Annotated in this window: 7 protein-coding genes; 3 read left to right on the top strand and 4 right to left on the bottom strand. The window is 67.4% G+C overall.

The window, feature by feature from the left end; translation table 11 throughout:
- The 3 genes from DB30_RS39575 to DB30_RS39565 all read right to left on the bottom strand — a co-directional run.
- On the bottom strand, window positions 1-348 hold a 348-nt coding region (locus tag DB30_RS39575; RefSeq protein ID WP_146662758.1), incomplete at its 3' end, for a biotin/lipoyl-containing protein.
- A gap of 38 nt (window positions 349-386) precedes the next feature.
- Entirely contained in the window at window positions 387-1,370 is a 984-nt protein-coding gene (locus DB30_RS39570) for a pyruvate dehydrogenase complex E1 component subunit beta (protein WP_052559181.1), read from the bottom strand.
- Between the two features lie 3 nt (window positions 1,371-1,373).
- Window positions 1,374-2,387, bottom strand: coding sequence for a thiamine pyrophosphate-dependent enzyme (locus tag DB30_RS39565; protein ID WP_052559179.1), 1,014 nt, complete (start codon window positions 2,385-2,387; stop codon window positions 1,374-1,376).
- Between the two features lie 174 nt (window positions 2,388-2,561).
- Here DB30_RS39565 and bioB point away from each other — a divergent pair, with 174 nt between their 5' ends.
- Window positions 2,562-3,611, top strand: a complete 1,050-nt coding sequence (gene bioB, locus DB30_RS39560; protein ID WP_052559177.1) for a biotin synthase BioB — start codon at window positions 2,562-2,564, stop codon at window positions 3,609-3,611.
- A gap of 552 nt (window positions 3,612-4,163) precedes the next feature.
- On the opposite strand, the gene DB30_RS39555 is transcribed toward bioB, so the two are convergent.
- Window positions 4,164-5,426 (bottom strand): FG-GAP repeat domain-containing protein, encoded by a 1,263-nt coding sequence (locus DB30_RS39555; RefSeq protein ID WP_165704163.1) that lies wholly within the window; start codon window positions 5,424-5,426, stop codon window positions 4,164-4,166.
- 209 nt (window positions 5,427-5,635) lie between these two features.
- Between DB30_RS39555 and DB30_RS39550 the strand changes: the two genes are divergently transcribed.
- The gene (locus DB30_RS39550; RefSeq protein ID WP_052559174.1) at window positions 5,636-6,430 is read left to right on the top strand and encodes a lysophospholipid acyltransferase family protein; all 795 of its coding nucleotides are present in this window, start codon (window positions 5,636-5,638) and stop codon (window positions 6,428-6,430) included.
- 216 nt (window positions 6,431-6,646) lie between these two features.
- Entirely contained in the window at window positions 6,647-7,630 is a 984-nt protein-coding gene (locus DB30_RS39545) for a hypothetical protein (protein ID WP_146662753.1), read from the top strand.
- Window positions 7,631-7,729: the final 99 nt, after the last annotated feature.

Below are 7,729 nucleotides of genomic sequence, written 5' to 3'. Positions count from 1 at the left end.
CTCATCGGCCTTGGCCTCGGCGGCCGCCCGCTCGCCAGCCGCAGGACCAGCCGCGGGACCAGCCGCGGGAGCCGCAGCCGCGCCAGCGAGCGCCGCTTGGGGATCCTCGCCCTGCTTACCAAACACCGCGATCGGAGCCCCGAGCGGCAGCGCCTCGCCCTCTTCGGCGACCAGCGCGAGCACGTAGCCCGAGTCGAACGACTCGAACTCCATGGTGGCCTTGTCGGTCTCGATCTCGGCGATGATCTGGCCGCGCTTGACCTTGTCACCAACGGCGACGCGCCACTTGGCGACGACGCCCTCTTCCATGGTGTCACTGAGACGGGGGAGTTCGACGATGGTGGCCATGACTCTAATCGCAGGGGTCTGGGGCGGTGCTCAATCGCTCAGTCGCGGTAGGCGACTTGGCGCAGCGCGGCGTGGATGTCTTCGGGCTGCGGGATGCTCAGGTGCTCGAGGTTCTCTGCGTACGAGAACGGGATGTCGTCGTAGCAGACCCGCGTGACGGGGGCATCGAGCCAGTCGAAGGCCAAGCGCTGGATGCGGTCGACGAGCTCCGCACCGACGCCGCCGAAGGGCCAGCTGTGCTCGGCGATCACGACCCGGTTGGTCTTCTTGACGCTGGCGATCACCGCCTCGGTGTCGAGCGGACGCAGCGTGCGGAGATCGATGACCTCGGCCGAGAGCCCGCTGTGCTCTTGGGCGAGCTCGGCGGCCGCGAGCGCGGTCGGGACCGACTGGCCCCAGCACAGCAGCGTGACGTCATCGCCGGGACGCTTGATGTCGGCCTCGCCGATCGGGATCAGGTACTCCTCTTCGGGCACCTCGCCGCGGACCGAGTACATCATCTCCGACTCGAAGAAGATCACCGGGTTCGGATCGCGGATCGCCGACTTGAGCAGGCCCTTGGCGTCGTAGGGGGTCGCCACGGACACGACCTTGAGGCCGGGGATGTGGGCGTAGATCGCGTCAAACGCCTGGCTGTGGGTCGACCCGAGCATGTGCGCGGCCGCGTTGGGACCACGAAACACGATCGGGACCGAGAACTGGCCGCCGGTCATGTGGTGGATCTTGGCCGCGTTGTTGATGATCTGATCGAACGCGACCGCCGAGAAGTTGAAGGTCATGAACTCGATGATCGGCCGCAGCCCGCACATGGCGGCCCCGATCCCGACGCCCGCGAACCCGGTCTCGGTGATCGGCGTGTCGACCACGCGCTTCTCGCCAAACTGCTCGAGCAGCCCCTGCGAGCACTTGTACGCGCCCTGGTAGTGGCCGACCTCCTCGCCCATCAAGAACACGCGGTCGTCCCTGAGCATCTCTTCGCGCATCGCGTCGCGGATCGCCTCGCGGATCTGTAGCGTTGGCATGGCTCAGCCCTCTCCTTCGATCATGATGTTCTTGAACCGGTGGTCGGGGTCGGGCTGCGGTGAGGTGTCGGCGAAGTCTGCAGCGGCGTCCATCTCGGCGATGACCTCTTCGTCGAGGGCCTCGAGCTCGTCCTCGGTCATGCCGTGGAGCTCGCGCAGCGCCCGGTTGACCCGCTCGAAGGGGTCGCTGGCGCGGAACGCCTCGAGCTCGCCCTTGCCCCGGTACTTGGCCGGGTCCGACATGCTGTGCCCACGAAACCGATAGGTGAGGATCTCGATCAAGGTTGGCTGCGACTCCTCGCGGGCCCGCTTGATCGCCGCCCCGAGCCGGTCGCGGACCTGAAACGGATCTTCTACGCTGAAGCGATCGCCGACCATGCCGTAGCCCGGCGCGCGCGAGGTGATGTCGGCCGCTGGCAGGGTCCGCTCGAGCGGCGTGCCCATGGAGTAGCGGTTGTTCTCGACCACGAACACGACCGGCAGATCCCACAGCCCGGCGAGCGTCATGCCCTCGTGGGTGGGCCCGATCCCGACCGCGCCATCGCCCAGAAAACAGATCGTGACCGCGTCATCGCCCAGGTACTTGGCAGCGAAGGCGTGTCCGGCCGCGATCGGGATGTGGTTGCCGACGATCGCGTAGCCGCCCCACATGCCCTTGTCGCGCTCGAAGAAGTGCATGGACCCGCCGATCCCTCCGACGAGCCCGGTCTTCTTGCCGTACATCTCGGCCATGCAGGCGTTCGGGTCGCAGCCCTGCGCGAGCGCGAAGCCGTGGTCGCGGTAGGTCGACACGATCCGATCGTTTTGTTGCATCGCCAGCCGGGTGCCGACCGCGATCGCCTCTTGACCGATGTAGAGGTGCAAGAACCCGCTGATCTTGCCGCGGGTGTAGGCGCGAGCCGCCGTCTCCTCGAACCGGCGGATCCGAAGCATCTCGCGATACGCGTGAAGGGTCTCAGCTTTGCCCGCCGAACTCAGGGTCTCGGGCAGCGGCGCGTCCTTGTCGGGCAGATCCATGGCAGGTCTTTGGCTGGTCTCGCGAGTCGGCCACACCAGCCGAACGCACCGCAACCTAACATTCGCGCCCCGCAGCTCCTAGTGCGAATACCCCTGCGCAAGCGCCACAGTCGCGCTGCGTGCTCCCAGGATGCCTGTGGGGGTCCAAAAGGAAACAGGCTATACATCGCGGCGATGACCGAGCCACGCAGCCCCGCAGCCGTCGCCGATGAGATCCTCGCCGGTAACCCAGCCGCGCTCGACCAAGCCACGCTCGCCGCGTGGCTCGGTGGCGAAGCCGAGGTCTGGGAGCTCATGGCCGCCGCCGATCGGGTCCGCCGCGATCGCTTTGGCAACGAAGTCCACCTGTGCTCGATCGTCAACGCCAAGCAGGGCGGCTGCACGGAGGACTGCGGGTTCTGTTCGCAGTCCAAGCACTTCGAGACCCACATCACCCCGCAGAAATTCTTGACCAACGCGCAGATGGTCGCCGCCAGCGAGAAGGCCCTGTCCCAGCGCGCCACCGCCCTGGGCTTGGTCACCGCCACCCGCGGCATGGACGACGGCGACAAGACCCTCGACTACATGGTCGAGGCCGTCCGCGCGGTCCGAGACGCCGGGCACACCGAGGCGCACGCCAGCCTCGGGTTCGTCGACGAGCCCGGCCTGCGCCGGCTGCAGGACGCAGGCCTGACCGAGCTCAACCACAACCTCGAGACTGGCCGCAGCTACTTCGAGAAGATCGTCACCACCCACACCTACGACGAGCGGATCGAGACGATCCGCACCGCCAAGCGCCTGGGCCTGCGGACCTGCTGCGGCGGCATCTTTGGCATGGGCGAGGCCCCCGAGGACCGCGCCGAGCTAGCGATCACCCTGCGCGAGCTCGACGTCGACGAGGTCCCGCTCAACTTCCTGGTCTCGATCGAAGGCACCGCCCTGGCCAAGGTCGAGCCGCTCGAGCCCATGCAGATGCTCCGCATCATCGCCTGCTTCCGGCTCGCCCTCCCCCGCCAGAACATCTTCATCGCCGCCGGCCGCATGCACCTCGGCCAGCTGCTCCCCATGATGTTCAGCGCCGGCGCCAGCGGCATGATGGTTGGTGACTTCCTGACGACCCCCAACCGCAGCGTCGAAGACGATCTGCGCATGATCGAAGAGCTGGGCCTGACCACCCAAGTCTGCGGCCAGCCGCGACCCGAGCTCCAGCCCATGCCCCGCAGGCTCCCCGTCCTGGCTTCTTAGACCCCCACATCCACCTTCGCACTTCGCGGTCACTCGCTTCGCTCGCTCCCAAGGGGGCGCTTGTTCGCTATCGCATGTGTGGCCCCCTCGAAGGGGGCTCTCGTCTGGCCACCTGCTATTTAGACCCCCACATCCACCTTCGCACTTCGCGGTCACTCGCTTCGCTCGCTCCCAAGGGGGCGCTTGTTCGCTATCGCATGTGTGGCCCCCTCGAAGGGGGCTCTCGTCCTCCCCGTGAAGCCTCGAGGAGAGGCCGCCCATACGGATGCGAAGCGCGAAGCCCCCGTGAAGTCCCCGTGAAGTCATAGCCGAACACGTAGTTGGAGAGGCACCCGGTGGCCGCAGGTGGCCAGACGAGAGCCCCCTTCCAGGGGGCCACACATGCGATAGCGAACAAACGGCCCCGAGGAGCGAAGCGACCAGACGCGCTAGCGGCTGCAGTCGGCGAAGTCCTAGGTGTATGTGGGGGTCTAGAAGGAAGACCAGACGCGCCAGCGGCTGCAGTCGGCGAAAACCAAGGTGAATGTGGGGGTCTATTGTGGATGGGGTCTTCTAAAGGTGGGAGATGACTAGGCCGACGGTGTTGCCGTACTGGTTGGCCCACGCGATGTCCAGCTGCCCGTCGAGGTTCAGATCCCCAAGCTGGACAGACACGGGCCGCAGGCCGGTCGTCCACCAGCGCGTCAGCTCGAACACCCCACCCGCCCCCTGCACCCACACCTGCACGGTGTCGCTCTCCATGCAGCCGACCACGATGTCGTTGGCCCCGTCGTTGTTCATGTCACCGATCGCCACGGACTGCGGCCCGTCGCAGACATCGATCGTCGTCCGCGGCGAGAACCCACCAAGCGAGTTTCCGAGCAGCATCGAGACCTGGTTGGTGCCGTACTCGGCGACGGCGAGATCGAGATCGCCGTCCAGGTTGAGATCGCCAGACACGACCCACCATGGTTCCCCACCGAGGGCGTGCTCGACAAACTCGACGAAGCTGCCGTCGCCAGCGCCATGGAAGATCATCAAGCGGTGGTTGGAGTTGATCGTGTCGCTGACCGCGGCGACCAGATCCAGGTGCCCGTCGGCGTCGAGGTCGACCAGCTCGGCGTGCATCGATCGCCCACCACCAAGCTCGAGCGTGTCGAACAGGCTCGCCCCGCCCGGTCCGCCGCGCAGCAGCGCGATCCCGTCGGAGGTGTTGACGAGGAGATCGTCGATGCCGTCCTCGTTGAAGTCACCGGCCGCGATCGAGCTGGCCACCGAGCTGACGGGCACGTCGTCCGGGGCGGCGAAGCCCATGTTGGCGCCACCGATGTTTCGCAGCACGAACGCCGCTTGGGCGTCGTTGTTGGCCGTTGCGATGTCCGTGAGCCCGTCACCGTCGAAGTCGCCAGCCGCGAGACCCACCGGCAGCTCGGCGCCCGCGTCGTAGGGCTGGGTCGGGGCGAAGTTACCGTTGCCATAGCCGCGCAGGACGTTGGCCACGTGCGTGCCGCCCGGGTACAGCCAGAAGTTCGAGTTTGGCACCGCGAGGTCCGGGCGGCCGTCCGCGTCGAAGTCTGCGATCGTGAGCGAGCATGGATCCACGCCAGCGTCGAGATCGTCGGGCACCTGGACCTGGCAGAGCTCACCGGGCTGGAGCACGCCGTCGTAGCAGCTCTCGCTGGTCGTTCCGCCGCTGCCGGGCTCCTCTGACGAGGCGTCGCCGCCTTGGTCGTTGGTGTCTTGATCGGATCCATCGCTGCCAAACGGCTCGCGGTCTTCCATGTCGCCGAGCCGACCGCAGCCCGTGAGCAGCACCGCGCTGCACAGGGTGCCCACGATCAGAGCCCTCGCCCGAGCTGAAGACAGTCCGGGGAGTCCGCGCAAACCGTTGAAGCCGCTCACCAAGTTTTCGTCGCGCTGTTTCATGTCAAGCTCGTCCCCACCAAGGCCAAGGGCCACATCGTCTCACTCTGGGCCCAGCCAAACCAGCAAATCCTGACGGCTTGGCCAGCGCTGCGAGCCGTGAAATCATCTCGCGCGCTGCCGTGCCCCGCTTCCTTCGCATACCACTGTCCGGGATCGCGTTCTTGCTGTTCTACTCCGGCGCGAGCGTGATCGCGTGGGGGCTGTTGCCGCTGCATCGCTGGCGAACCCGCTCGCTCCCCCCAGCCGAGCAGCGAGCGGCGTTGGACCTGTTCATGATGCGCTGCTACCGGGCGGCGATCGAGGGCATGGCCCGCCTTGGCCTCATGCAATTCTCGCTGCCTGACTTCGAGGCGGCCGAGCTCCCGCCCCCGCCGTGGGTCCTGGCCGCCAATCATCCCACCTTGATCGACGTGCTGTTCATCAAGGCCACGCTCCCGGGCGTGACGGTGCTGGTCAAGGCGGCGCTGTTCAAGGCCCCCTCGCTGCGGCGACTGTTCGAGGCCAGCGGCGACTTCAAGGGCCCCGAGCTCGAGGACCAGGGGTTTGGGACCACGGCCGTGCTCGACACCTTCGTGGATCGGCTCAGGGGCGGCCGCTCGGTGCTGGTGTTTCCCGAGGGCACGCGATCCCCAGCCTGGCGCCTGCGCCGCTTTCGTCGGGGCGCCGCCGAAGCCGCGATCCGTGCGGGCGTGCCGATCATCCCAATCTTCGTGCTCAGCGATCCGCCTGTGCTCAAGAAGGGCGACAAGTGGCACGACATGCCACGCCAGGTGCCGCGGTTTTCGGTCGAGCTGCTGCCGGCGCTCCCGACGGCTGGCACCAGCTCGCGGGAGCTGACCGCCCAGATCCGCGACCAGCTGGCCGAGCGGCTCGAAGCCGCCCGAATGGCCGCATGCGAGCGCAACCGCGCCTGACCTGGGTTCACGCTCGTCCTGCACGCCCCGGTAGTCGGCGCAGGCCCCGATCGGTTCAACTCCAGCAATGACCCCCACACAGACCTTGGCCCTTCGCCGACTGCAGCCGCTGACGCGTCTTGTCGCGTCGCTCCTTAGGGCTGGGCTCTGAACACATTTCCCGTGTCCATGGGACGCACGACGTGCGGGAAGATCCCGCAAGAGATGAGGCGCATTGTGACAGCCGCGCTCGCGGCCCTCGGGCTTGGATGCCTGCCACCCGCGAACATCAAAGGCCCGATCGAGCCCGCGCTGACGCCCGCCCCAACCACCAAGATCGATCCTGGCCAGTGCCGGGCGCTGGTCACCGAACGCGGCGCACGTGGACCGCTGACCCACGAGCTTCGCTGGGACGGGGCGCGCCTGATCTCCTCGGCCACCCACCGCGGCCTCATGGTTGGCAGCGCGGATCAGTTGTTCGCCCTCCGCGTAGAGCGGGTCAGCTTCGACCCGGTCGGCCTCTACGGTGAAGCCGGCGCCGCGCTCACCTGCGAGCAAGACGTGATCTCGACCCGACGGTTTCCCGATGGCGTGGACCGCCCCTTGATCGAGGCCACCCCCGCGTGCACAGGCGAGTTCGAGGGTCAGAAGGTCGCGCTCGAGTCGACGCTCTCGCTGCAGACCGCGATCGGTCCCCTGCTGTCCTGGCGCGCTCGAACCGAAGGCTACGACCCCGCGCGGATCGGCGTGCTGACCTACCGCACCCTCGACCTGCGCAGCAGCGAGCCCGCGCGCCCCGAGCAGTGGCTGCTCGCGCCCAGCCAGAGCATGACCCGCGACGAGCCCGAGCACGGCGCCTGCACCCGCCGCGACGCGCCCCGCACCCTCGCCGACACCCGCGGATTTGCGATCGCGTGGCACCCAGACGACGGCACCCGCCTGCGGATCGGCTACCGCTGCTGCACCTGGGAGCGCAACCACGGCATGTGCGAGTTCGAAGATCCCCTGCCCCAGCCCGACCCCGAGCTCGCCGCCATGCTGCCCGACGCCGATCTCTTGCTGCACTCCCCGTTCGGATGCGGCTCGATCGGCCTAGACGGTGGCATCCGCACCCGCGAAGGCGTCGCCATTGGCGAGCACGAAGTCGCACCAGCGGATCTGCTGGGCGTCGTGTTCCTCCCAAGCGACCACCCCTTCGAGCTCGCCTGGCTAGATGACTAACCGACCAAAAGCCAACACGTGAGTGGAGCGATACCCGGTGGCTACCCTCTGTGCCAAGAAGTTTGATACCGCCGACCTGCTGAATTTAGTGTAGAGGGC

This window comes from Enhygromyxa salina (genome assembly GCF_000737335.2).
Lineage (GTDB): Bacteria > Myxococcota_A > Polyangia > Nannocystales > Nannocystaceae > Plesiocystis > Plesiocystis salina_C.
This window is presented reverse-complemented; position numbering and strand designations above follow the sequence as displayed.